At 62.4% G+C, this 24253-nt stretch carries 18 protein-coding genes; 6 read left to right on the top strand and 12 right to left on the bottom strand.

The window, feature by feature from the left end; all coding sequences use genetic code 11:
- Positions 1-24: 24 nt before the first annotated feature.
- Both G3O01_RS00720 and G3O01_RS00715 read right to left on the bottom strand, forming a co-directional pair.
- Positions 25-2226 (bottom strand): PAS domain S-box protein, encoded by a 2202-nt coding sequence (locus G3O01_RS00720; protein WP_205802521.1) that lies wholly within the window; start codon positions 2224-2226, stop codon positions 25-27.
- Positions 2223-2633: a response regulator gene (locus tag G3O01_RS00715; RefSeq protein ID WP_205803041.1), complete on the bottom strand. Its 411-nt coding sequence runs from the start codon at positions 2631-2633 to the stop codon at positions 2223-2225. The genes G3O01_RS00720 and G3O01_RS00715 overlap by 4 nt, the downstream gene beginning before the upstream one ends.
- A gap of 289 nt (positions 2634-2922) precedes the next feature.
- Here G3O01_RS00715 and G3O01_RS00710 point away from each other — a divergent pair, with 289 nt between their 5' ends.
- Positions 2923-3918, top strand: coding sequence for an aldo/keto reductase (locus G3O01_RS00710; RefSeq protein ID WP_205802520.1), 996 nt, complete (start codon positions 2923-2925; stop codon positions 3916-3918).
- Positions 3919-3955: 37 nt separating this feature from the next.
- Here the strand turns inward: G3O01_RS00710 and G3O01_RS00705 are convergent, their stop codons facing one another.
- Positions 3956-4813, bottom strand: coding sequence for a LysR family transcriptional regulator (locus G3O01_RS00705; RefSeq protein ID WP_205802519.1), 858 nt, complete (start codon positions 4811-4813; stop codon positions 3956-3958).
- A gap of 104 nt (positions 4814-4917) precedes the next feature.
- Between G3O01_RS00705 and G3O01_RS00700 the strand changes: the two genes are divergently transcribed.
- Both G3O01_RS00700 and G3O01_RS00695 read left to right on the top strand, forming a co-directional pair.
- Complete coding sequence (locus G3O01_RS00700; protein ID WP_205802518.1) at positions 4918-6219, top strand: aspartate aminotransferase family protein; 1302 nt, start codon at positions 4918-4920, stop codon at positions 6217-6219.
- Positions 6220-6553: 334 nt separating this feature from the next.
- The gene (locus tag G3O01_RS00695; protein WP_205802517.1) at positions 6554-7477 is read left to right on the top strand and encodes an AEC family transporter; all 924 of its coding nucleotides are present in this window, start codon (positions 6554-6556) and stop codon (positions 7475-7477) included.
- Between the two features lie 17 nt (positions 7478-7494).
- Here the strand turns inward: G3O01_RS00695 and G3O01_RS00690 are convergent, their stop codons facing one another.
- Together G3O01_RS00690 and G3O01_RS00685 are read right to left on the bottom strand one after the other, a co-directional pair.
- Complete coding sequence (locus G3O01_RS00690) at positions 7495-8127, bottom strand: DsbA family protein (RefSeq protein WP_205802516.1); 633 nt, start codon at positions 8125-8127, stop codon at positions 7495-7497.
- Between the two features lie 157 nt (positions 8128-8284).
- Positions 8285-9016, bottom strand: a complete 732-nt coding sequence (locus G3O01_RS00685) for a FadR/GntR family transcriptional regulator (protein WP_205802515.1) — start codon at positions 9014-9016, stop codon at positions 8285-8287.
- Between the two features lie 269 nt (positions 9017-9285).
- Between G3O01_RS00685 and G3O01_RS00680 the strand changes: the two genes are divergently transcribed.
- Both G3O01_RS00680 and G3O01_RS00675 read left to right on the top strand, forming a co-directional pair.
- Positions 9286-10392, top strand: a complete 1107-nt coding sequence (locus G3O01_RS00680; RefSeq protein ID WP_205802514.1) for a mandelate racemase/muconate lactonizing enzyme family protein — start codon at positions 9286-9288, stop codon at positions 10390-10392.
- A gap of 45 nt (positions 10393-10437) precedes the next feature.
- A complete protein-coding gene (locus tag G3O01_RS00675; RefSeq protein ID WP_205802513.1) occupies positions 10438-11379 on the top strand; it encodes an AEC family transporter in 942 nt (313 codons plus the stop codon).
- A gap of 37 nt (positions 11380-11416) precedes the next feature.
- Here the strand turns inward: G3O01_RS00675 and G3O01_RS00670 are convergent, their stop codons facing one another.
- From G3O01_RS00670 to G3O01_RS00640, 7 genes are all read right to left on the bottom strand, one after another.
- Positions 11417-11938 carry a heme-binding protein gene (locus G3O01_RS00670; RefSeq protein WP_205802512.1) on the bottom strand — a complete coding sequence of 174 codons (522 nt, stop codon included), beginning with the start codon at positions 11936-11938 and terminating at the stop codon, positions 11417-11419.
- A gap of 79 nt (positions 11939-12017) precedes the next feature.
- Entirely contained in the window at positions 12018-13568 is a 1551-nt protein-coding gene (locus G3O01_RS00665) for a methyl-accepting chemotaxis protein (protein WP_205802511.1), read from the bottom strand.
- Positions 13569-13766: 198 nt separating this feature from the next.
- A complete protein-coding gene (locus tag G3O01_RS00660; protein ID WP_205802510.1) occupies positions 13767-14468 on the bottom strand; it encodes a response regulator transcription factor in 702 nt (233 codons plus the stop codon).
- Between the two features lie 302 nt (positions 14469-14770).
- Positions 14771-15712, bottom strand: a complete 942-nt coding sequence (locus G3O01_RS00655; RefSeq protein WP_346779135.1) for a LysR substrate-binding domain-containing protein — start codon at positions 15710-15712, stop codon at positions 14771-14773.
- 138 nt (positions 15713-15850) lie between these two features.
- On the bottom strand, positions 15851-21805 hold the full coding sequence (locus G3O01_RS00650) for an AAA family ATPase (protein ID WP_205802509.1): 5955 nt from the start codon (positions 21803-21805) through the stop codon (positions 15851-15853).
- A 157-nt stretch (positions 21806-21962) separates the two neighbouring features.
- A complete protein-coding gene (locus G3O01_RS00645; protein ID WP_205802508.1) occupies positions 21963-22802 on the bottom strand; it encodes an enoyl-CoA hydratase/isomerase family protein in 840 nt (279 codons plus the stop codon).
- 47 nt (positions 22803-22849) lie between these two features.
- Complete coding sequence (locus tag G3O01_RS00640; RefSeq protein WP_205802507.1) at positions 22850-23533, bottom strand: type 1 glutamine amidotransferase domain-containing protein; 684 nt, start codon at positions 23531-23533, stop codon at positions 22850-22852.
- Positions 23534-23842: 309 nt separating this feature from the next.
- Between G3O01_RS00640 and G3O01_RS00635 the strand changes: the two genes are divergently transcribed.
- Complete coding sequence (locus G3O01_RS00635) at positions 23843-24196, top strand: winged helix-turn-helix domain-containing protein (RefSeq protein ID WP_205802506.1); 354 nt, start codon at positions 23843-23845, stop codon at positions 24194-24196.
- Positions 24197-24253 lie beyond the last annotated feature (57 nt).

Here is a 24253-nt window from a genome sequence, read left to right as displayed (position 1 = left end):
ATGCATGGCCGGGCTGTCGGTAGTTCAACTTTCGACTGTTACGACCTCGTCGAGCGGCAGGATGAACTGCATCGTCGTGCCGCGTCCTTCCTGCGATTCGGCCCAGATGCGCCCGCCATGCGCTTCGACAATCGAGCGGCAGATCGACAGCCCGATGCCCATGCCTTCTTTCCGCGTCGTAAAGAACGGGCTGAACAGACGCCGGCTGTTCTCTTCGCTGATGCCCGTGCCCGAGTCTTCGACGCGCAATTGCGCATGCTGCTCATCCACTCTGTGCGTGACGACCTTGAGCCGCCGCGCGCGGTCCTTCACTAAGGACATCGCCTGCACGGCGTTCATCATCAGGTTGATGATGACCTGCTGGATCTGCACGCGATCGACACAAACACGCATCACGTGTTGCAGATTGCGCGTTTCGACTTCGATCGCGTGTGCTTCCAGTTCGCGCCGCAACAGTTCGATCGCCTCGCGCGCGAGCGCATTCAGATCGAGCGGCATCGGCGCCGGATCGCGCTTTTGCGCCATCGCGCGTATCTGCCGGATGATGTCGGTTGCACGTTTGGCGTCGCGTGTCATGTTGCCGATCGACAGGCCGACTTCGTCGAGATCGGGGCGCGGCCGGTTGAGCCAGCGTGTGGCCGCGTCGCCGGCCGTGACGATCGCCGCGAGCGGCTGCGTCACTTCGTGCGCAATCGATGCCGCCATTTCGCCGAGCATCGTCACACGCGTGATATGCGCGAGTTCCGCTGTCGAACGATCGAGCGCTTGCTGCGCGGTGACGCGATCGGTGACGTCCATCAATGCGCCGACATACTCGACTTTCCCCGAATCCGGCGCCGACAGATGCGCAACATAATGAACGTGCCTGACGGTGCCATCCGTCAGCAGCAAGCGGAATTCACTATCGATATGCGACTCGCCCTGCATTGCCCGTTCATGCGTGCGCTTCACTTCTTCGATATCGTCGGGATGCGCGCGCGCCGCGATCAGGTCGATGGTAGGTGTCACGTAACGAGGCACGTCGAGAATCCGGTACGTCTCTTCCGACCACCACATGTCGCACTCCGGCACGCGCGTGCCGATGCTCCCGGTGCGGCTCAGGCGCTGTGCATCCGAAAGAAACGCCTCACTGCGCTGAAGCGCCTGCTGTGTCTGCTTGTGCTCTTCGATATCCGTATTCACGCCGTACCAGCGCACGATCTCGCCGTGCGCGTCGCGCAGCGGCTCGGCGCCGATATGCATCCAGCGGTACACGCCGTCCGTGCGCCGGATGCGCGCCGTCGTTTCGAGCGCACTGCCCGTCGCGACGGCGTCGCGCCACGCGGCCTGCATCGCGAGCAGATCGTCGGGATGAACGATCGACTGCCAGATATCGGGAATGTCGTCGGCAAGCTTCACGCCGTATTCGTTCCAGCGACGGTTCATGTAATCGGGGCAGCCGTCGCGCGACGAACTCCAGACCATGCCGGGAATCGCGTCGATGGTCGCGCGCAGTTCGTCCTGCTGGCGACGCAGTTCCGCTTCCATCTGCTTGCGCGCGGTGATGTCGTTGCTGGTGGCGAGCACTGCAAGCGGCTTGCCTCTGTCGTCACGCCACAGTGTGCAACGGCTGGAAATGAACACGGTCTCGCCGTCCTTGCGGATGCGTTGCAGTTCGCCTTGCCAGCCGCCATGCAATGCCGTCTCACGTCGGATATCGTCGATGCTCATCGCCGACGCCTTCGTTTGCGTGAGACCGTGCAAGGGCCTGCCCAGCGCTTGCGCCGCCGTCCAGCCGTACAGGCGCTCCGCGCCCTGGTTCCAGAACGTGATGCGGTCGGCCATGTCGTAGACGATGATCGCGTCGTGCGTGAGGTCGAGCATGTCGAGCTGCTTGCGCAGCATGTCGTTGCTGGCCTGGTTCCTGAGCGCGAGCATCGCCGTCGTGGCGATGGCGAGCAGGCTGACCACGCAGCGCGCCATCGAACCATCGGAGTAGTGCCCGTTGTGGGCCACGATGTAGCCGAGCAGCGTCAACGCGACGCAACCCCACGCGACATTGGTCGTCGTCGCGCGCGTTCCCGCCGATGCAACCAGCAACACTACCGTCGCATACAGCACGGCGACGGCGATATCGATCATCGTGAATGCGTCGATGACGAACACGGCCAGCGCAACCACGGCAGCCACCAGATAGAGCGCGCGCGTGCTCCTGACACGGCCGACCTGCAACGCACCGAATATCATCGCGCTCCCGCTGGAGGTTGCGCCGACGATGCGCGGGAAGTATGCGTGCGCACCGATTCGAGGCAGCGTGTCACGTCCGACACGTCGACCGGTTTGCTGAGCATGCAGACGGCGCCCGCGTCGAAGGCCTGCTTGCGGACCTTGTCCGAGGCGAAGGCGGAGATGAAGATGATCGGCGTCTGCACGCCCTGGCAGACGAGCCGCCGGTACATGTCGATGCCGGAGATGCCGGGCATCTGCACGTCGGAGATGATGCAGGTCACGTCGCAGAGATTGCCGCATGCCATGAACTGCTCGGCCGACTCATAGAGCCGGGCTTTCCAGCCGAGCGAGCGCACGAGGCTGGAGGTCGCGACGCGAACGGATTCGTCGTCGTCGATGATGGAGACAATCGGGTTGTTGCACACGACACGGCCCTTCAACTTTGAAGCGCCGCGCGCCGCCTGGCCCGTCTATTTCCGCTCGGGCATCCGGCGCGCGACTCAATGGATTGTCGCTGTCGATATCGACAGCCTGCATGGAATCCATTATCTGAGCCGCCATCGACGCAGCCTCCTTGTTCCACCCGGTAATTTCATATTTGCACGGCTTTCCCGATCGGCGGCATGACGCACGCGATCATCCCGCACGTCGCTGCGGCAGCAGACTTTGAGGCATTTGCTCCATAATCGAAGGCCGAACCGCACGGAGGATGAGATGGACTATGTGAAGCTGGGCCGCACCGGACTCGATATCTCCCCGCTCTGCCTGGGTTGCATGACCTACGGCGTGCCCGAGCGCGGCCCGCATCCGTGGACGCTGAACGAGGACGCGAGCCGCCCGCTGATCCGCCAGGCTGTGGAAGCCGGCATCAATTTCTTCGACACCGCCAACACCTATTCGGATGGCACGTCGGAAGAGATCGTCGGGCGCGCGTTGAAGGACTTCGCAAAACGCGATGAAATTGTGCTCGCGACCAAGGTGTTCTTCCCGATGGGCAATCGCGCGGATGCGAAGCGGCCGAACGGCCCGGGCCTGTCGCGCAAGGCGATTTTCCAGTCGATCGATGCGAGTCTCGCGCGGCTGGGCACCGACTACGTCGATCTGTATCAGATCCACCGCTGGGACTACGCGACGCCGATCGAGGAAACACTGGAAGCGCTGCATGACGTCGTGAAGGCGGGCAAGGCGCGCTATATCGGTGCATCGTCGATGTTCGCGTGGCAGTTCGCGAAGGCCTTGCATGTGGCCGAACGAAACGGCTGGACGCGCTTCGTGACGATGCAGAATCATTTGAACCTGCTGTATCGCGAGGAAGAGCGCGAGATGCTGCCGCTGTGCGCGGACGAAGGCATCGGCGTGATTCCGTGGAGCCCGCTCGCGCGCGGTCGTCTCACGCGCGACTGGGAGCAGACCACTGAACGCCAGCAGACCGACGGATACGGCAACAGTCTCTACGACAAGACGGCGGACGCCGATCGCCGCGTGGTCGAAGCCGTCGCGAAGATCGCGCAGGCGCGCGGCATTCCGCGCGCGCAGGTCGCGTTGGCATGGGTGATCGGGAAAGCAGGCGTGAGCGCGCCGATTATCGGCGCGTCGAAGCCGCAGCATCTGAGCGATGCGATCGCGGCGCTCGACGTGAAGCTCACTGCGGATGAAGTGGCGTCGCTCGAGGCGCCGTACGTGCCGCACAGCGTCGTGGGCTTCGAATAAGCGTCGTTCTCGCGGCGCGGCGGCAGCGCGCGATCACTCACAACATGGGCAGCATCGAGCGAATATGCTCCGCAAACGCCGTCGTCAACAGCGACGGCCTCGCCCTCGCGAACTTCAGCGTCACGCCGACGGCAGGCAGCAGCGGCAACCCGGCATCGGCGGTGAGCACGCTCAGGTCTGCGGGAACGGCCGTTTGCGTCATCACGGCGAATGCCTGTCCGGAACGCACCAGCGCGGTGAGACCCGAAAGACTGCTGCTCGCATACGCGATGCGATACGCCCTGCCCGCGCGCTGCAACGCTTCGCAGGCGGCGATGTGATCGAGCGTGTCCGGGTCGGACAGCGCCAGCGGCAAAGGGTCGAAGTGCGCGGAATCGAGCCCCGGATAGCCGATCCACACCAGTTGCTCACGGCGAATGATGTCGTCATGTGCGCTGGCATCAGGCAAGGAAATCATCGCGAGGTCAACCGCCCGCTTGTCCAGCCGCTCCAGCAGGCGCGGCGTCGGTCCGCACACGACCTCGACGAGCGCATGCGGATGCTGGCTCGAAAACTGCCTCAGCAGCGGCGGCAAAAACACGGCGGCGTAATCGTCGGGGCAACCGAAGCGGATCGTTCCCGATAACCCCTTGCCGGACAGATCGGCCATCGCCTCGTCATGCAGCCGCAGAATGCGCTGCGCATGAACCAGCAGACGCTCGCCGGGATTGGTCAGCACCACACCCCGGCCGGTGCGCTGAAACAGCGGCTGATCGACGATTTCTTCGAGCCGCTTCATCTGCTGGCTCAGCGCGGACTGCGTGCGGTCGACGCGGCTGGCCGCGCGGCTGAACGCCCGCACCTCGGCGATTACCGCGAACGATCGCAGCAGTTCGATCTCGAGCGAAACACTCAAGGTATTAGCCCCTCTTCTATCTCACATTAAAACTATTCGATTCTATAAAACCAGAGAGGCGCCTAGACTGCAAGCTATTCCTACCATCCGCGAGGAGAAGCACGGTGTCCAAAAACGACGACGCAGTCTTCTGGCAGAACGCCAGGCAGCATCTGATCCGCTACGGCGGCACGTTCGAGCCGATGATCATCGAGCGCGCGCAGGGCAGTTTCGTCTACGACGCGGATGGCCGCGCGATCCTCGATTTCACGTCGGGCCAGATGAGCGCGGTGCTCGGGCACAGCCATCCGGACATCGTTTCCGTCATCAGCGAATACGCGGGCAAGCTGGACCATCTGTTCAGCGGCATGCTGTCGCGCCCGGTGGTCGATCTGGCAAAACGGCTCGCCGACATCACGCCCGACGGGCTCGACCGCGCGCTGTTGCTCAGCACCGGCGCGGAATCGAACGAGGCCGCGATTCGCATGGCGAAGCTGGTTACCGGGAAATACGAAGTGGTCGGTTTTGCGCAGTCGTGGCACGGCATGACGGGCGCAGCCGCATCGGCCACGTATAGCGCGGGCCGCAGGGGCGTCGGCCCTGCGGCCGTCGGCTCGTTTGCGATACCCGCGCCGTTCACGTACCGGCCGCGCTTCGAACGCGACGGCCATTACGATTACCTCGCGGAACTGGACTACGCATTCGATCTGATCGACCGTCAGTCGAGCGGCAACCTCGCGGCGTTCATCGCGGAGCCGATCCTGAGTTCGGGCGGCATCATCGAACTGCCCGAAGGGTATATGGCGGCGCTCAAGCGCAAGTGCGAAGAGCGCGGCATGCTGCTGATTCTCGACGAAGCGCAAACGGGCGTCGGCCGCACGGGCACGATGTTCGCGTGCCAGCGCGATGGCGTCACGCCCGACATCCTCACGCTGTCGAAGACGCTCGGCGCGGGCCTGCCGCTCGCCGCTATCGTGACGTCCGCGCAGATCGAAGAGCGCGCGCATGAACTCGGTTACCTGTTCTACACGACGCATGTATCCGATCCGTTGCCTGCCGCCGTCGGTCTGCGCGTGCTCGACGTGGTTCAGCGCGAAGGGCTGGTTGCGCGGGCAAACGTGATTGGCGATCGGCTCAGGCGCGGCTTGCTGGATCTGATGGAGCGCTTCGAATGCATCGGCGACGTGCGCGGGCGTGGCTTGCTGCTCGGCATGGAAATCGTCAAGGATCGCCGCACGAAGGAACCCGCTGACGGACTCGGCGCGAAGATCACGCGCGAGTGCATGAAGCTCGGGCTCAGCATGAATATCGTGCAATTGCCTGGCATGGGCGGCGTGTTCCGCATCGCGCCGCCGCTGACGGTCAGCGAGGAAGAGGTCGATCTGGGCCTGGAGTTGCTGGGCGAGGCGATCCGGCGTTCGGTCTGATTACCGCCAACGGGCGACGCATGCACGTTCGTCGCCTGTTCTCTTGTGCTGATGGGCGATGTCGCTCGCCAATTCCCACGGTCGCTGCCCACGCGAGGCAGCGATTCTCTTCCGACGGTCGCGCCATCGCAGCCTTCGCAATCCTGTCCGGCGCCGTCACGCTCCAACTGACTTGAGATAGCGTCCACGGCTATATCGACTACTCTTCACTGACGAGATCGCGCCGGTGAACGCTTGCCATTCATCGTACGGTTAAGGATTGGCCCGGCACGTCATCCGCGCGCTCTCGCATGCCATTGCATCCGGACGTCCCATCTGCTCATGGAGCGCCATCATGCACATCGGGAGCCTGATACTGCCGATCTTCGCGATCATCCTGACGGGCTGGCTCGCCGGCGTATCGGGCTACTTGCCGCGCACGGTCGCGGGCGCGCTGATGCAGTTCGCCTACTACGTCGCGATGCCCGCGCTCGTGTTCCTGACCGTCGCCAAAGAGCCGTTGGCGTCGCTGCTGGAATGGCGCTTTCTCGCCGCATTCGGCGGCAGCTCGCTGATCTGCTTTGCCGCCGTGCTGCTCGCTTCACGCATCGTGTTGCGCGCGAGCCTCGGCAAAAGCGCAATGCTGGGCGCGATCGTTTCGATGACGAACACGGGTTTTGTCGCGCTTCCCATTCTGCGGGCGCTGCAAGGTCAGCATGGCGTGCTTGCGGCCGCCGTCGCGACGGTGTTTGTCGGCGCAATCATGTTTCCGGCGCTCGTGATTCTTCTGGAAGTCGATCAGCAGAGCGATTCGCACAAGAAGATGCGCGCAAGCGCGCTCGCGAAACAGATCGGCACGAACCCGGTGATTCTCGCCACGATCCTGGGCTTGCTGTGGTCGGTTGGTGGTCTCGCGTTGCCTGCACCGGTCGCGACGTACCTCGGCATCCTCGGCGAAGCGCTCACGCCCTGCGCGCTGTTTGCGATCGGCCTCGATCTGTCTGTCGACGAATTGCGCGGTCATCTGAACCGCTATGCGCTGCTCGCAGCGCTCAAGCTGGTCGCGATGCCGTTCGTCGTGTATGGATTGTGCGTTGCCGCCGGGCTGGACCGCACGCTGACGCTCGCGGCTGTGATCTGCGCCGCCGTGCCGACGGCCAAGAGCGCGTATGTCCTGGCGAGCGAGTATGACGTCGAAAAGACATCGACAGGCGCCGCCATTTCGATGACGACGCTCTTCTCGATCGTGACGCTGCTCGCCTGGCTCTACTGGCTGTAGATGGTCTGTAGACGCCGTTACGCTGCAAGCGACTGAAGCGCCCGCGTGATCTGCGCAGCCGTCGCGTAGCCGGAGCTGAGCTGGCCGATCTTTCCATCCGCTTCGACGAACAAGGTCGGGAAGCCTCTGACGCCCAGGCGGCGGGTCAATTCGAAATCACGCTGCGCGGCATCGATCGCTTCGTCCGAACTGAAGATCTCGAAAAACGCATCGACGGTCGCCGCGATACCTTGCTCCGACAAAGCCTTCGCGCCGACTTGGGAGAGCACCTCGCCATCCGTCGTATCGAGTCCGTCCACATAGAACGCGCGCTGGAACGCACGGAACACTTTCAGCAGATCCACCTCAGGCGCGAGCATTCGCGCCGTCACCACCGCGCGGCAAACGGGCTCGGTATCGTAGACGAAGTTCTGGCGCGCCATCAGCGCTTCACGGTTGAACTCGGCGCCGCTCATCTGCTCGACGCGCGCCCAGTGCGTGAGCCTGAACTGCTTGCCCGCATCGTCGAGCACCTGGGTCGAACCCGCCGCCATGCCGCCCACCACCACCTGCACTTCGAGATCCGGCATGCTCTGCGCAATCGCGCTCATTTCCTTGCCGAAGCCATAGCACCACGAACACATCGGATCACCGACAAATATCAGTTTCATACGCTATTCCATCTTCATCTGATGAAGCGCGACCCGGGAGTCGCGCGAATCTGCCGGCTATGTCAAGCCGACGCACGGGCCGACTATACGGTTGCCTCAGAACGAGATGAACGGCGTACGACGCATATCAGTCTTTACACGATGTAACGGCCCGGCCTCAGAAAAACGCGATGTCGTAACCGAAGCGCGACGCGGCGCTGACGATGTGCTGGCCCATCAGTTGACGCGCAGCAACGGCGTCCTTGTCGATGAATGCCTGAATCAGCGTCTCGTGCTCGCCGCGCGCGGCGTTGGGAATGTTGCCGAACATCGGCCCTTGCCGCGAGAAATTGGCCGCGATCAGTGGGCGCATCGGTTCGAGCACGATGCGGATCATCGCGGCGAGATAGTCGTTGCCCGACGCGGCCGCCACCGCGCGATGAAAGTCGAGATCCGCGTTGACGGTGTCCGACGTCGGCGCGCCTTCGTAGCGCATGCGTTCGACGGCGGCCTGGATCGGCTTGAGCCGGCGCGGCGTCATGTGCACGGCGGCGAGCGCGGCGGCCTGGCTTTCGAGCACGGCGCGGACTTCGAACATATTGCGGATCGTGTCGTCCCCTTCGAGCAGTTGCGAACTCACCTGCTGCAGCGGCTCAGACGGCTGGCGCGACGCCGCGACGAATGCGCCGACGCCCTGGCGCGACTCGATCAGCCCTTGCGCGCGCAGGCTCGCGATCGCCTCGCGCACCACGTTGCGGCTGACGCCGAAGTTCTCGGACAAAAAGTGCTCGGTGGGCAGGCGGTCGCCGGGCTTCAGCCTCCCGGACGCGATCTCGTCGCTCAGCGAGCGGGTGATGTGTTCCGCGAGATGAGGCCGCCGTTCGACGGGCCGCACGTTCAGTTCGCTCATGGTCGTTTCTGGGCTGTGGACTTGTCTTCTTATTCTACATCCAGAGCGAATGCGATCCGACGCAGGCGTGCAGCCCTTCGCGTTTGTCATCCATGAAATGCCTTTCTCATGGGCGTCTCGAGGGCGCCCATGTTGCACATCGCGCTCAATTGAATTGCCTGAAAAGAACAAGTTGTTCACTTGAAGGACAAGAGGATGTCTCATACCATGCAGAGCATACGGCGGGCTTTCGATCGGCTCGCTCGCAACCTGATCTGAGGTACGTCCAGATGAAAATCGCCAGTATCGAAACCATTCCCCTGCGCATTCCCTTCACGACGGGCGGACCGTCGGCGGGCGGCGTGTGGGGCCCGAAAGACCTGCAGGTGGTCGACTCGCTCGTCGTCAAGGTCACCACGGACGACGGCACAGTCGGCTGGGGCGAAACCTTCGGCTTCACGGCGATTCCCGCCGTCAAGCTCGTGATCGACAACATCCTCGCACCGGAGTTGATTGGCCGTGACGTCGCGTTGCGCGAAAAGTCGATGTTCGAGCTGCAGAAGAAATTCCACGTGTTCGGCCGCAGCGGCGCGTTTATCTACGGCCTGTCGGCTATCGACATCGCGCTGTGGGACATCGCGGGCAAGGCGGCGAACCAGCCGGTTCATACGCTGCTCGGCGGCGCGGAAGCCACTTCGCTCGCGTGTTATGCGAGCCTGATCCGATATGCCGATCCGGAACTGGTCGCGCGCAACGTGCGGCGTGCGGTGGAAAGCGGCTACCGGCATCTGAAGCTGCATGAGGTCACGGTCGAAACCGTGCGCGCGGCGCGCGAAGCAGCCGGCCCCGACATCGAGATCACGCTCGACGTCAATTGCCCGTGGACAGTCCGCGAAGCACTCGACATGACCGAGCGGTTTCGCCCCTTCAATCTGCGCTGGATCGAAGAGCCCGTGTGGCCGCCCGAGAACTACGCGGGCCTCGCCGCCGTTCGCCAGCACGGCGGCATCCCCGTCGCGGCAGGCGAAAACGCATCGACGCTGATGGACTTCCAGCATCTGCTCGAAGCCGGTTCCGTCGATTTCATTCAGCCCAGCCCCGCGAAGATGGGCGGCATCACGGAACTGCAAAAGGTCTTTGCGCTGGCGAACGCGCACAACGTCACCGTGATGGTCCACACCTTCTACGACGGCCCCGGCCTGCTCGCGAGCGTGCACGCGAGCGCGGCGCTGGGCGGCCCGAAGTCGCTGGTCGAATGGCGCTACTTCGATCTCGAAGCGCAGCTCTATGGCGACGCGATCATCCCGCGCAATGGCCGCATCGATGTGCCGCAAGGCCCAGGCCTCGGTATCGAGCCGAACCCCGACGTGATTCGCGACTATCGCATCGCTCTTTAAACAAGCACCGCTACGGCAACGCATAACAAAACTTGGAGTCAGGAGATGTTAGACAGGATTGTTGGTCCGCTTTTACCCGTCGCGTTCGTGATCGTGCTCGGCTTTATCGCCGGCAAGCGCGGGCGCCTCAATCATTCGGACAGTCTGCTTATCAGCCGGCTCGTGCTCGGCTGGATTTTTCCGGCGCTGCTGCTGGTCGGCATGGCGAGCACACCGCGCTCGCAACTGTTCGACTTCCGGCTGATCGTCGCGACGTTCATCGGCATCATGGGGATGTACACGGTTGCGCTGCTGCTCGGCTGGTGGCGTTATCGCGAACTGAAGGCGGCGACGCTCAAGGGCTTCGTCAACGGTTATCCCGACGCTGCATTCATGGGCATTCCCATTCTTCAGGCGATGTTCGGTGCGGGCAACATCTATTCGGTGCTGATCCTGAACCTGATCGCAAGCCTCGTGATGATTCCGCTGACCACCATGCTGCTGACCATTGCGAGTGGCACCGGAAGCGGCACGCAAGCGTTCCTGTCGAGCATCAAAAGCGCCGTGCGCCGTCCGTTGATGTGGGCACCCGCGCTCGGTATCCTCTGCTCGCTGTTGCAGATCAAGTTTCCGCCCGTGCTCGCCGAAGCCTTCAACCTGCTCGGCAAGGCGACGCCAGGCGTTTCGCTGCTGTGCCTTGGGCTGATCATGTCGTCGGTCAAGCTAAAGTTGTCGAACGAAGTGTGGGCCAACCTCGGGCTCAAGCTGCTGATCCATCCTGCGCTGATGTTCGCGGCCACCGTGCTGCTCGGCGTGCATGGGCTGTACGCGCAACAGATGATTCTTCTGTGCGCGCTGCCCTCCGCGACCATTCCGGCGATGTTCGCCAACGAGGCAGGTGCTTACCAAAGCGAAGCCGCGACGTCGATCCTCATCAGCACGGTGCTGTCGATCATCACGTTCTCGGCAGCCATCTATCTCGTCGATAACGGCCTCGCCGCTGCATGACGACGCGTATGTCGAGGCACACGCCTCGACATCGCGCTCAGTGCGGCAGCCGGTTCGCGACCTTGGCGACACCCGCTGCCGCACAGACTTCATCCTTGTCGCCACCCGGCGCTCCACCGATTCCCAACGCGCCCACCATCTCGCTGCCCGCCTTGAACGCGACGGCACCCGGCAGTGCCATCACGTTGTGCACTGTCGCGAGTTGCGGCGCGTAAGGGCTCGTTTTCATCAGTTCGAAGAACCCGCTCGAACGGTCGAAGCCGAATTCAGGCCCAAGCGTGACAACCGTAAAAGCCTTTCTGAAACTCGACTCGCCCGTGTGCACCGTCGCATGATCGCCGCGCATGACGACCTGCGGGATGCCGTCCATATCGACGACGGTCGCCGTCACCCAGTAGCGCTTTTCTTCACACACGCGCATGGCTTCTTCCGCTGCTTCGATGGCAAGATTGAGCGGCAACGAATAGTGATAGCCGGGCGGCGGCGCCTGCTGCGCACGCGCGGGACTATTCGTAAGCGACAGGCCGCAGACGAGCGCGGCTAACAGGGAAAATTTCATACGATCCTCCAGCATGAGTGATACAAACAACGCGCGTTAAAACGACGAAAGCGGCCGTAGCCGCTTTCCATTACACACACTACGCAAGCCTGAATACGCCAACTGTGGTCTTGAGTTCACCCGCCTGCGATTCGAGCGCACTCGCAGCCGCCGCGACCTGTTCGACGAGCGCGGCATTCTGCTGCGTCACCGAATCCATTTGCCCCACTGCTTCGTTCACCTGCCCGATACCTTTGCTCTGCTCAACCGATGCCGCTGCAATCTCGCTCATGATGTCCGTCACGCGCTGCACGGATTGCACGATCTCGCTCATCGTCGAGCCGGCCACGTTGACGAAATCCATGCCGGCCTTCACGCGTTGCGCCGAATCTTCAATCAGCGTCTTCACTTCCTTCGAAGCCGACGACGAGCGTTGCGCGAGCGAGCGCACTTCGCCCGCAACCACGGCGAAGCCGCGCCCCTGTTCGCCTGCGCGCGCCGCTTCGACGGCTGCATTGAGCGCGAGAATATTGGTCTGAAAAGCAATGCCTTCGATAATGCCGACGATATTGGCGATCTCACTGGAACTGGCGTTGATGCCGTCCATCGTCTCGATCACCTTCGACACGACACCGCTGCCGCGTTGCGCAACCTGCGTCGCCTGCACGGCGATCTGGCTCGCCTGACGCGCGTTGTCGGCGTTCTGATTGACCGTCGACGTCAGCTGTTCCATGCTCGCAGCCGTTTCTTCGAGCGAAGCCGCCTGCTCTTCGGTACGTTGCGACAATTCCTGATTGCCCGAGGCGATCTCGCTCGTGGCGGTTGCAATCGAATCGCTGGAAGCGCGGATGGTGCCGAGTGCGTCCGTCAACTGCTCCTGCATGCGTCGCATCGAATACAGCAGGCTGCTCTGATCGCGCGGCGCGGTCTCGACGACAACGGTCAGATCATTGCTTGCAATACGACTCGCGATTTCTGCCGCGCGTGCAGGTTCGCCGCCGAGCAGACGCAGAATGCCGCGGTTCAGCATGACGACTGCGCCGCCGAGAAGCGCCGCGATCAACACGAGCACGCCAAGGCTGCGCAGCAGCGTCTGATGAAAGGCGGCATCGATGTCATCGGTATAGAGGCCGGTCTGCACGACCCAATCCCACGGCCGATAACCGTCGCAATAGACGATCTTCGGCACAAGATCGCTCGTGCCCGGTTTCGTGAACGAGTAGCTCACGAAGCCATTGCCATTCTGCTTGACGATATCGACACTGACTTTCGCGACGCGAATCCCGTTCGCGTCCTTCAGATCGCCGGCATATTTGCCTTCGAGTTCAGGCCGTGTGGGTTGCACGAGCATCGTCACATTGGAGTCGAGCACGGTGAAATAGCCCGTGCCGTCGGCGCCGTAGCGCATCTTCCGCACCGTTTCCATCGCCTTCTTTCTGGCGTCGTCGACGGTGATCGTGCCCGCTGCCGCCTGATCGGCGAACGTCTTCACGACCGCGAGCGCAAGCTCGGTCGCATGAACCAGATCTTCTTTTCGCTCCTGAACGCTGATATTCCGGATGCGCAGGGCGTCCGATACCGACAGGCCCACCACGCACACCAGGCTCAGAATCAACGGGAGCCACAACTTTTGAGCAAACGACAGTCTCATGCTTTTTCAAACCTCTTCAAATGCCGGTCAGGCGTAGTTTCAACGGAGTACAAACTGATTGCTCCGTTTACGGCATTTGTAGATCGGTATTTGACGAAAGAGGCGAAACTGTCTTTTGAACAGATGGAAATAAGTGCGGATACAACGAGCAAATCAGCCCGAATGAGCGGGCGCGAAGCATGACGCGCCCGCCGCGAATCAGTTCGAACCCGTTTGCTTCTGATCGATTCCAAGCGCCTCGGCTTTTCGAACGAGGTCGGGCAGCGAGCGGGAACCCATTTTCTTCATTACCTGACCGCGATGAATCTTCACCGTGATTTCGCTCAGGTTCAGTTCGTAGGCAATCTGCTTGTTCAGCATTCCCGCCACCACGAACTTCATCACTTCACGCTCGCGTTGCGTCAGCGATTCATACGAATCGCGCAGCGTCGCCAGCGCGTGTTCCGATTCGCGACGCTCGGCATCGCGCTTGAGCGCGTGCGCGATTGCATCGAGCATGTCCTGATCGCGAAACGGTTTGGCGAAGAAGTCCAGCGCGCCTGCCTTCATCGCCTTGACTGTCATCTCGATGTCACCATGTGCGGTGATGAACAGGATCGGCATGCGTACGCCGCAACGCTGCGCCTCCTGCTGAAACGCAAGGCCGCTTTCGCCACGCAGCCTGACATCGAGAATCAGGCAACTGGGCACGTCGTACTTTGGAAAAGCGAGGAAATCCTTCGGCGACTCGAACGTCTCTACATGCAGACCGACCGAGCGCACAAGGCCATTCAAAACAAACCTGATCGATTCATCGTCGTCGATGACATAAACGACGGAAGACACACCGGACAGTGCGCCGTGCGGCTTGATTTCTCCATTATTTCTTGTGATCGAAGTCGAACTCGGTCCTGAGACCATTTCGCCTCCTTATGAATGAGTGAGAGATCCCTTTCGCAAACCGTGGATTGGCTGATGCAGATTCGGCAAGACACTCCATTGTTGTCCCAAACGGCGACGAGCGCAAAGCAAAGTCGCGTAGGGATTACTACATGAAGTGTTGAAGCGGAACAGACGTCTAGCTAGCTTCGATCTGAAGCTATCGCATTACGCGCTGCGATTGTGGCAAAGTGCGCGCATCGAAAAACCAATATTCGCTTTATTTGTTTTCTACGCCGAAGAATACGCATAGCAGTTGGGTGACTTCATCGGCCTTCACGAAATCAGACGGGTGCGGCCTCCGATCTCGCAACATCGAGAAACGCGCGCATGGCGTTGGACAGATACGCATCGCGCCGCCGGACAAATAGCGTTTCCATTCGCGCCGTATTGGAATCGAGTGCGTGCACCGCGACGCGATTCTTCTGCGCTGCATCCGAGACAATCGCACGCGGCAGCAGCGTAATACCGATGCCGGCCGCTACGCACGAAAGAATCGCTTCAATCGAACCGAATGCCAGCGCGGCAACCGACAGCACGCCCATTTCGGCGAGCAGCAAGTCAAGGCGCTCGCGATACGAACAGCCCTGGCTGAACACAATCGTCTTCAGGTTTTCGACGGCGCTCACTTCGTTCAGCGATTGCATCGCGGCGGGCGTGACGAGCACGAGTTCTTCGCTGAATACCGCTTCGACGTCGAGGCCGGGATCTTCCTGCGGCCCGGCCACGAATGCGCCATCTAGACGGCAGTCGGCGACAGCCGTCGTCAGCCCGTCGCTCGTGCCCGTCGTCAGCGACAGGCCGACTTGCGGATAAAGGCTCGCAAAGCGGCTCAGCGCATGGCTCAGTTGCAGCGCGCCTGTCGTCCACAGCGCGCCGATGGCGAGCGTGCCGCACGGCGGGCCGTCATCGAGTGCAGCAAGCCGCGCATCGGCGACCAGCCTTGCGGCGCGCGCCGCGTAGGGCAGCATGCGCTGCCCGGCGGGCGTCATCTTCACGCCGCGCACATGCCGCTCGAACAGCGCGACACCTACCTCGCCCTCAAGGGACCGGATTCGTCCCGTGACGTTAGACTGCACCGTATGCAACTCCAGCGCTGCGCGGCTCATGCTTCCGAGGCGAGCAACGGCGTCGAATACTTTCAGATCCGCCACGTCCATGATGTGCACCCCGATGAATCGCCATCGAGCCGAATAGCTCGCGTCGATATGTTTCCGTTCGATCACTTCGCTGATCCAACAGAACTAGCGTATCGGGCGGACAACGCGCGCACCAGCCTACTATTGCTTGGCATTCGTCCCACCATCGCATGACGGCGTCATACCATCGTATGTGCCGCGAAAACACGATCCGTGCGTGGGACATCAACTGCCGTCGGCGGCAGACGGCAGTCTGAAATGAAAACGCGCGCCGCCGTGCACCGAATTGTTATCGGCGGCGATGCGTCCGCCGTGCGCTTCGATGATCGAGCGGCAAATGGGAAGTCCCATGCCCATGCCGTTTTCCTTGGTCGTGTAAAAGCTCTGGAACAGCCGGTTGAGCGCCTCCGGCGGAATGCCCGGTCCGCTGTCTTCGGTCGCGCACAACACCGTGCCGTCTGCGCAAGTCTCGGTGCGGATCGTGATCTTGCGTTCGGGGCTGCCCGCCTGCTCCATCGCCTGCATCGCGTTGACCAGCAGATTGACGATCACCTGCTGCAACTGGATGCGATCGGCGAGCACCATCGGCGCGACGGCCGCGCGTTGCCGCAATACGATGACCCCACGCGACTGGAGTTCGTGCGTCAGAAATATGAGGGCTTCGTCGGTTAGCTCGTCGAGTTGCGCGACGGCGCGCTTCGGCGTGCGCCGCAGCGCCATGCCGCGGATGCGATCGACGATATCCACTGCGCGCCGCGCGTCGGCCGCAATCCGCACGTTGATGTGACGGGCCTCGGCGACATCGGGCACGGGCCGATCGAGCCAGCGGTTGCCGATCGAACTATTCATCGCAATGGCGGATAGCGGCTGGTTCAGTTCATGCGCGACGGAAGCCGTCAGTTCGCCCAGCATCGAAATGCGCGCGGCGTGCGCGAAGTCGGCCTGAAGCCGTTGCAGCATGTCCTGCGCGCGCACCCGCTCGGTCAGATCGACGAGGCTGATGAGCGCAATGCCCAGATCTTCGGCGGAGTTCGGCCGCGCGACCGTAAAGAGAACGTCGATAATCCGCCCGTCCAGCGTGGGCAGTTTCGTGGTTTCCTGAAAGATCGCCTCGCCGCTATAACGGCTTTCGAGCGCCCGCCGGAATGTGCCGGGGCTTTCCCGCCAGACCCAAGGCAGCGGACCGAGCAGCGCGCTGCGGTCTTTCGCGCCGAACATCTGCGCCGCGTGGTGGTTGACCTCTTCGACGATCAGCATTTCCATCGCCCGGTCGAGCCAGCCGGGATGCGCGTCGATATAGGCCGACAGATCCTCGACGCCTTGTGCCCGCAAGTCCGTCAGCAGCGCGATCAACGGCTGCGCTTCGATCTGCCACAGGCCGACGGGCATGTCGAAGAAGAGGCTGCGGTAGCGGTGCTCGCTGCGCTCCAGCGCGTCATGCGCCTGCTTGCGCACGGTGATGTCCTTGAGCGCGCCAAGCACGCGCAAGCGGCTTTGTGAATCGACCACGACATGCGCGACGATCTGCAGATGCCGGATCGATCCGTCGGGCATCTGCAGCCGGTGTTCGATATCGAACGGTTGCCGGTCGCGCGTCGCGCGGTCGAACGCGAGACGCACGAACGTGACGTCGTCGGGATGCACGCGGCTGAACATCATCTCGATGGTCGGCGCAGCGCCATGCGGGTAGCCGAAAATGCGGAAGCTCTCTTTCGACCAGATCAGCTCGCCGCCCGATACCTGCCAGTCGAAGCTGCCTGTTTGGCTCAATTGCTGTGCGTCGGCGAGCAGCGCTTCCGCGTCCTGCAGATCGGCATAGAGACGCGCCGTTTCGAGCGACAGCGCGGCCTGCGAGGCCAGCAGCCGCAGCATGGCGGTACGGGCTGGCGTGAACGCGTCCGAAGTCAGGTTGTTCTCGAGATAAAGCACGCCGATCAGCCGCGTCTGCTTGACGAGCGGCAGGCACAAGATGGACCGGCAGTCGTGACGGCGAACGTACTCATCGGCTGAAAACGGGCTGCGCGCGGACGCATCGTCGAGCAGCACGCTATCCCCAGTGCGAATCACATAGCGCAGCACCGACTCGGGCAGCGAATCGGCCGTCGCGCGAATTTTCGGCATACGCACATCCACACCGTCGTGCACGGTCGACGCTTCCGCTTCAATGCGCAATTCGTCGCCGCGACGGAAAATCAGCAGGCCGCGATTCGCGCCCGCGTGTTCGAGCGCCAGCACCATCAGCGTGTGAATCAGCTCGTTCAGATCGATGCCGCTGAAGATGGCGCGCGACACGTTGACCACGGTCGCCAGATCGAGCTGTTCGTTCGACGTCGCAATCGTGCCTTCGAGGCTCGTCGAATCGTGGCGCAACTGCGCGTACGTTCGTGCCAGTTGACGGGCTTTGCCTTTCGCGCCCCAGCGTTCGTAACAGGAACGCGCATTGAACAGATACGTGTCGGCGACCGTTTCGAGGCCGCGCGCCGCATGAAACTGCGCAGCGAGTTCGTACGCGAGCGCCTGATACTGGATGAAGCCGTGCTCGCGCGCCGCGCGTATCGCTTGCTCGTAGAAACGCATTGCATCGGCGTCGCGGCCTTCGATGCGCGCCACTTCCGCCGCGAGCAGCGCATGCCGGTGACGGAAGTTCTCGGGGCAATGTGTGCTCCACGTCTCGAACTTCGTGAGCTTTTCCGCGAGCAGGCTGCGCCACGCGTGCTGCTCGTCGTTTGTCGCGGCGGGATAGCGCGCCGCGAGCGTCAGCGCGTCGAAGAAGTGGAAGGTCGGCTCGATGGGCAACGCCATCGCGGCGGCCAGCATCGTTGCGGCCTCGCGCGCGGCGTTCGACGCGTCGGCAAAACGCCCGTCGAAGTACGCCAGAATCAGCTTCATCACGTGATAGAAGACGATGCCGCAGCCGAAGTTCGCTTTCTCGATCGTATCGAAGGATGCAGCGTCATCGAACACCGTGTCACCGAGTTTGAGCGGATCCGTCGTCACGCCCCGCAGGCTGGCGACGAATTGCTGTTCGAGCCGGATCGTTTCGAGAATGGCGTCGTTGTGACTCTGGCGTGCAAGCGCGGCGTGCTTTTCGGACAGCGGCTGGATCTCGTCGAGCGCCGAGCCTTTCTCGATGATCTGCCAGACCGTCGTGAAAGCCAGATAGCCGGCGAATACCAGGTCGCCCACTTCGAGACACGCGACGCTCGCGCGCTCGAGTATCGGCAGATCGGTCACGATGTGGCGCCGCCAGAAATTGACGTGATTGCCGTGCAGATGCAGCAGCTTGCCGTAGAAGCGCCGGTTGTCGAACTTCTCGTTCAGGCGCAGCGACATGTCGGAAAACTGCACGGCAGACGGAATGTCGCCAAGGCTCGACACCAGCATCAGCGCGTAATTGCCGTATGCAAAACTCGATTTGTCGGTATTGCCGTGCTGCAGCGACAGCACAACCGCCGTGAGCGTGATGAGCGGATAGTACGCAGGCCGCGCGACGAATGCGCACGGCATCGCTTCGACGAGCAGATCGACGACTGTGCGGATTGAGGGATCGTCAGCGACGGGCGCATCGACGAGTTCAGCGATCGCACGTCCCGCGAGACGCTCGGGAATCTGCTGCAAGACGGCATCGGCGGCTGGCGCCAGGTCGCGCTCGTCATCGGGCAGCAACACACCGAAATCGCGCAGCGCAAGCCGCGCGGCATCGAAGCTTTCGGCGAAGCGGCCCGCCACCTGATAGAGCGACATGCGCAGAATGAACACTTTCGCGCGGTCCAGATTCGAGCGGGCGCGCGCCAGCAGCATGTCGAGCAGCGCATCGGCCTCGGTGTAGTCACCGGCAAGATACTCGCATTCAGAGTAGGCAAGATACAGGTCGAACGTGCTTTCGTAGCGCTGCGTCCACGCATCGGGCGACAGCAGCGCCACACCTTGCGCCAGATAGCCGCGCGCCGACGCATACGCGGTCGAGCGCATCGCGCGCCGTCCCGCGATCAGATTCAGCGCGACTGTCCGTTCGCGCTCTTCATCCGTATCGATCAGGGCGACGCCACGATTCAGATGATTGACGATATCGAAGATCGACTCTTCGAGCGCTTCAGGCGCCGCTCGCAACGCGAGCGCCCTGCCGATCCGCGCGTGCGTCGCGGCACGCTTCTCCAGCGGAATCAGGGCGTAGGCCGCCTCCTGCACGCGGTCGTGCGCGAACGCGTAAGCCCCATCCTGACGAAACACGAGACCGGCCTGCACGGCGAGCCACAGCCGCGCATGTATCGACGCTTCCGGCTCGCCGTGCACGAGCGTCAGCGTCGCGAAGTCAGCGGCGTTACCGAGGCTCGCAAGCTGTCCCAGCGCTTCGCGGGTTGCTTCGGGCAACCGCGTCAGCCTGGCCGCCATCAGGTCGGCGACGTTTTCAGTGAACCCTTTCGCGCGGATGCGCGGAAGGTCCCACGTCCAGTGCGATACGTCACGGTCGAACACGAGCAGCGATTCGTCGGCGAGCGTGGTCAGGAACTGGATCACAAAGAACGGATTGCCGCCCGTCTTCTCGTGTACCAGTTGCGCGAGCGGAGCCGCCAGCGCGGTTGGACAGTGCAGCGCATCGGCGACGAGTTGCGCGACGCTTGCGGGCATCAACGGCGCAAGTTCGATGCGGTGCACGTTGCCGCCCGCGCGTTCGATCGCGCGCAGCGTGCGCGCCAGCGGATGCGCGTCGTCGACCTCGTTGTCGCGATACGCGCCCACCAGCAGCACATGCTTCACGTCGGGATGCGTGACGAGGTGTTCGAGCAGATCGAGCGTCGCCGTATCGAGCCATTGCAGGTCGTCGATAAAGAGCGCGAGCGGATGCGCGTGCTGCGCGAACACGCCGAGAAACCGCCGAAACACGATCTGAAAACGGTTCTGCGTCTCTTGCGGCGGCAGCGCGGGAACGCCCGGCTGCTCGCCGATGATCAGCGCAAGCTCGGGAATCAGATTGACGATCAACTGGCCGTTGGGCGCGAGCGCATCCAGCAAGACGCGCCGCCATGGCTCGATCTCCGCGTCGCTCTTGCTCAGCAGATCGCGCACTAGCGACTGGAACGCCTGCGCGAGCGGCACATACGGAATGTCGCGCTTGTACTGATCGAACTTGCCGGAAGCGAACAGGCCGCGCGGCGGCACCAGCACCTTGTGCAGTTCATTGACCACCGACGATTTGCCGATACCCGAATAGCCCGAAATCAGCACGAGCCCAGCCGGACCGCCCGCGACGATTCCGTTGAACGCCGCCACGATTCCGGCGATCTGCGCTTCGCGCCCGTACAGCTTTTCGGGAATCAGCAAGCGGTCGGATGCGTCGCGTGCGCCGGGCGTGAAAGGCGCAATGTCCGCGCTCAAGTCCCATTGCGCCGCGCACGAGCGAAGATCGGCTTCGACGCCCGCCGCTGTTTGATAACGGTTTTCCGCCGTCTTCGCGAGCAGCTTGAGGACGATCTGCGCGACAGGCGCCGGAATGCCGCTGACACGTTCGTCGGGCGGCGCCGGCCGGCGCGCAATATGGCAATGAATCCACTCCATCGCATCGGCGGCGGTGAAGGGAAGCGCGCCCGTCAGCATCTCGTAGAGCGTGACGCCGAACGAATAGAGATCGCTGCGCGCGTCGATCGACCGGTTCATGCGGCCCGTCTGCTCCGGCGCCATATACGCAAACGTGCCCGCGATGATCTCCGGCGGCGCGGGCGACTGATGCTCGTGCGGCAGTTGCGATGCAATACCGAAGCCAGTCAGCCGCACGCTGTCGTCGCCATCGACGAGCACGTTGGCTGGCTTGATGTCCTTGTGTATGAGGCCGCGGCCATGCATCTGGCCGAGCGCGCGTGCCAGATTCGCGGCGATGCGCAGGCAGCGTCCAAGTTCGAGCGGCCTGCCGAGCAGGCGCGCGAGCGGGTTGCCGCCGTCGTCGTCGAGAAGCAGCATTGGCGGCACTCTGCCGAGATCGAGCGCGACCGGCTGCGCGGCCCAGCGCGAATCGAGCAGCGAGGCCAGCTGGTATTCGCGTTCGAGCCGTGTGACGCTTTGCGATGCCGGGCGTGCGGCAACCAGCGCAAGCAGCGAGACAGGCGTATCGGGCCGCGTGGCGCGGCACAGCGATAGATCACCGTCGTCATGGAGCAGCTCCAGCTGAAACCCGGTGAAGTCCATGACGACGCTCCCGATTTCGCCTCACTTGACGTATCGGGAATAGCCTAACACGCTAGCAAACGACCTCGCGCCGCAAGGGCCGTGCCGCTGGAAACGACGGTTGTCACTGCAACGTGCTGCGCGCAACCATCGTCTCTCTCGGGAACCTCGTGCGAGGCTAGTGTCCCAGCGTGCCTGTGTAGTAGCCAAGCCGTGCTTCCACATCGTGATTCTTCTGCAGCCCGAGTTGCATGAGCTGCGCGATCTTCTCCTGCGCCTGCGGGCGGCCCACCGACGCAATGAACGCATCCCATTCGGGCGCGACGTCCTTGTCTGCCGGCAAGGTCACGGCATTCACCTGACGCTTGATCGCGACGATCGCCTCCTTGTCGAATGACGCGATCCGCGTTGCAAGTCCGTCGACGAAGGCATCGAGTTCGCTGTCCGCGAAGGCGCGGTTGACATAGCCGTAGCGCTCGGCCAGTTCGCCGTCGATGTCGCTGCCGCTCAACAGCACTTCCAATGCGCGGCCGCGTCCGACCAGACGCGACAGACGGTTCATCGGGCCGCCGCCCGGCACCAGCGCGGCGCCCACTTCCCACTGCGACAGCAGCGCTTTTTCGCGGCTGGCGAAGCGCATGTCGCTGGCAAGCGCCAGTTCGCTGCCGACGCCCGTCGCGCGCCCGCGGATCGACGCGATCGACACGACGGGCGCGCGCCCAAGCCGCGCCAGCATGTCCGGCAGCGGCGGCATGCCCGTCGGCCCCGGCGGCATGCTGGTGGTCTCCTGCAATGGCGGAATGAAGTCGTAATGTGTGAGGAAAAAGCCCGGTACCGCGCTTTCGAATACCGCCACCTTCACGTCAGGATCGGTTTCGAGCGCCGATACGACGGCGTTCAGTTGCGGCATCGACTCCGGTCCGTAAATATTGAACGGCGGGTTATCGATAATGACGCGCCAGTAGGCCTGGCTGCGTCGTTCAATGCGAAACTGCTGGTTCGTGCTGGCGTTGGTCATATCAATCTCCGGGGCGGCCAGATTCGATGAGTGAATGCGCGTGAGCTTTATTGCAGTTGTTTGAGCACCTTGAGCAGATCGCGTGCGCCCGCAGTCGACGATGCGGGATTCTGCCCCGTGACGAGCCGGCCATCGATGATCGAAAAGCTCTGCCAGTCATCGACTTTCTCGAACAGCCCGCCAAGCCGCTTCAGTTCGTCTTCGACGAGAAACGGCACGACCTTCGTGAGCTGGACTGCTTCTTCTTCGGAGTTCGTGAACCCTGTCACGCGCTTGCCCTTGACGAGCGGTTCGCCATTCACCTTCACATGACGCAGCACGCCGGGCGCGTGACACACGGCGGCAACGGGCTTGCCCGAGTTGTAGAAGTTTTCGATCAGCGCAATGGATAGCGGGTCTTCCGCCAGATCCCACATCGGGCCATGCCCGCCGGGATAGAACACCGCGTCGTAGTCATCTGCCTTGACGCTATCGAGCTTCACCGTGGTGGCGAGCACCTTCTGCGCAGCGGGATCGTTCTTGAAACGCTCCGTCAGCTCGGTTTTTCCTTCGGGTGTGTCGCTCTTCGGATCGAGCGGCGGTTGTCCACCCTTAGGTGAGCTGACTGTTATGGTCGCGCCGGCATCGAGAAACGTGAAATACGGTGCCGCAAATTCTTCTAACCAGAAACCCGTTTTCTTCCCGGTATTGCCGAGTTGATCGTGAGACGTCAACACCATCAGAATCTTCATTGTCGCACTCGCATGATGAAAGAACTGTGTACTTGCCGATTGGACGGGACGATCCACTTAAAGTGGCAAGTGCAATATAGTCGCTGCCCGTAGCCGCGACAAAGGAACGGACACGTGCTAATACCAAAGTATAGTGACCGATACGTACGTGCTATCGACTCGCTGGACCACTTGCGGTTTCATCATCCATGAGGCCGTTTCGACACGACGATATGTGGCTCGTGCCTGCGGCCATCGCGCTTTCTGAACTGATGCGGATCATTCCAGAAGCATTTGCCTGCTCGTGAGAAACGATCGTGAGAAACGAACATGAAGGTCAGTAGCATCGACGTCGATCTGTCGACCCGTGAGATTCAGGTACGCGGGCTTTCCGTGCCGGTGGGCAGCCGCGCATTCGACATTCTTGCCGTGCTGATGGCGGCGCGCGGCCAGGTAGTGTCGATTGAAACCATTCTTCGCAAGGTGTGGCCCGATACCGTCGTCGAGGAATCGAACATACGCGTGCAAGTGTGCGCGTTACGAAAGGCACTGGGCGAAGACAGGCGCCTGATCCAGAACATACCGGGACGCGGTTACCGGCTGACGCCAAAATGCGAAATGCCGGCTGCGATAGCCAGCATTTCGTTGTTGAACGAAGAGCGTGTCGATCAGGTCATCGCGTGAACATGTGGGCGCATGGTCATTCGAACTGGTTGCGCCCGCAATCTGATTGCGTTGCGC

It is taken from the genome of Burkholderia sp. Ac-20365 (assembly GCF_017104715.1).
Taxonomy (GTDB): Bacteria; Pseudomonadota; Gammaproteobacteria; order Burkholderiales; family Burkholderiaceae; genus Paraburkholderia.
This window is presented reverse-complemented; position numbering and strand designations above follow the sequence as displayed.